The 1,533-nt window shown below is 70.4% G+C and carries 3 protein-coding genes; all 3 read right to left on the bottom strand.

Annotation, left to right across the window (positions count from 1 at the left end; genetic code table 11):
• Positions 1 to 576, bottom strand: a 576-nt coding sequence (locus A612_RS03535) for an Hsp70 family protein (protein ID WP_040435881.1), incomplete at its 3' end; no start/stop codon positions are given.
• Positions 577 to 621: 45 nt separating this feature from the next.
• Entirely contained in the window at positions 622 to 1,140 is a 519-nt protein-coding gene (gene hscB, locus A612_RS03530) for a Fe-S protein assembly co-chaperone HscB (RefSeq protein WP_019373211.1), read from the bottom strand.
• 95 nt (positions 1,141 to 1,235) lie between these two features.
• The coding region (iscA, locus tag A612_RS03525) for an iron-sulfur cluster assembly protein IscA (RefSeq protein ID WP_019373210.1) at positions 1,236 to 1,533 on the bottom strand (298 nt) is incomplete at its 5' end.

The raw sequence follows: 1,533 nt of genomic DNA, 5'->3' as shown, positions 1-1,533 counted from the left end.
GGCAGCCGCCGTGGGCTCGTTGATCAGGCGCAGAACCTCCAGGCCCGCCAGCCGCGCAGCGTCCTTGGTCGCCTGGCGCTGCGCGTCGTCGAAATAGGCCGGCACCGTGATGACGGCGCCGTGGATGTCGTTGTCGAAGCTGTCTTCCGCGCGCTGGCGCAGGGTGGCCAGGATCTCGGCGCTGACTTCCACCGGCGAGCGCACGCCCGCCACCGTCTGGATGCCGAGCATGCCGCCCTCCTCGCCGGGTGCGACGAACTGGTAGGGCAGGCTGCCCGCGTCGGCGATGTCGGCCAGCGAGCGGCCCAGGAAACGCTTGGCCGAGGCAATGGTGTTGGCGGCGTCTTGCTGGCGGGCCGCCTGGGCAGCGCGTCCGATCTGGCTGCGCCCGCCCTCCAGGTAGCGGACCACCGAAGGCAGCAGCACTTCCCCTTCAGCGTCCGGCAGGCACTCGGCCACGCCGTGGCGCACGGCCGCCACGAGCGAATGCGTGGTGCCCAGGTCGATGCCGACGGCGATGCGCCGCTGGTGCGGGTCGGGGGACTGGCCGGGTTCGGAAATTTGCAGTAGCGCCATGGATCGTGCTTGTGGTTCTGTGGGCGGGCGGTGCCGGGACGGCGGTCATTGTCCCAGCTGCTCGCGGCGCTCCTCGATGTCGCGGGCGAATCGCGCAATGAACATGAGGGCTCTGACCTCAGGCACGGCCGCCGGGAAATCCTGCTCCTCGTCGATCAGCCCGGCCAGGCGCTGCAGCGCCGCGCGGCGCGCCTCCTCGGTCTCGTCCTGCAGGGCGTCGAGCGCCGGCCCATCCTGCGCCTCGTCCAGCGCCTCGCGCCACTGCATCTGCTGCAGCAGGAACTGGGGCGGCATGGCGGTGTTGTCCTCGGCCTGGATCGCGGCGCCATGCAGCTCGCACAGATAGGCGGCGCGCCTCAGGGGGTCCTTCAGGCGCTGGTAGGCTTCGTTGATGCGCACCGACCACTGCATCGCCACGCGCTGCGCGGCCGCGCCCTGGGCAGCGGCCCGGTCCGGGTGGGCCTGGCGCTGCAGCTCCTTCCAGCGTGCATCCAGCTCCGCGCGGTCCAGGGCGAAGCGGCGCGGCAGGCCGAAGAGTTCGAAGTCGTCGGATTGCAGGTTCATGGACGAGACCGGCGTCCGGCCGGCAAAGGCAAGGGGATAAAAAAACCGCCATGGCAGCGCAATGCGATGGCGGTGGATGCAAGCGCGGGCCGCCTTCAGACGCGGAAGCTCTCCCCGCAGCCGCAGCGGTCGCGCTCGTTCGGGTTGTTGAAGCGAAAGCCTTCGTTCAGCCCGTCGCGCACGAAGTCCAGCTCCGTGCCGTCGATGTAGGCCAGGCTCTTGGGGTCAATCAGGACCTTGACCCCGTGCTCCTCGAAGACGATGTCCTCGGGCTGGGGCTCGTCCACGTACTCGAGCTGGTAGGCCAGGCCCGAGCAGCCAGTGGTCTTGATGCCCAGCCGCACGCCCACGCCCTTGCCGCGGCGCGCCAGGTAGCGGCTCACGTGGCGGGCG

Origin of the sequence: Melaminivora alkalimesophila (assembly GCF_000282995.1) — a bacterium.
GTDB classification, from domain to species: Bacteria; Pseudomonadota; Gammaproteobacteria; order Burkholderiales; family Burkholderiaceae_C; genus Melaminivora; species Melaminivora alkalimesophila.
Note: the sequence above shows the minus strand (reverse complement) of the source record. Positions and strands in the feature narration are given on the sequence as shown.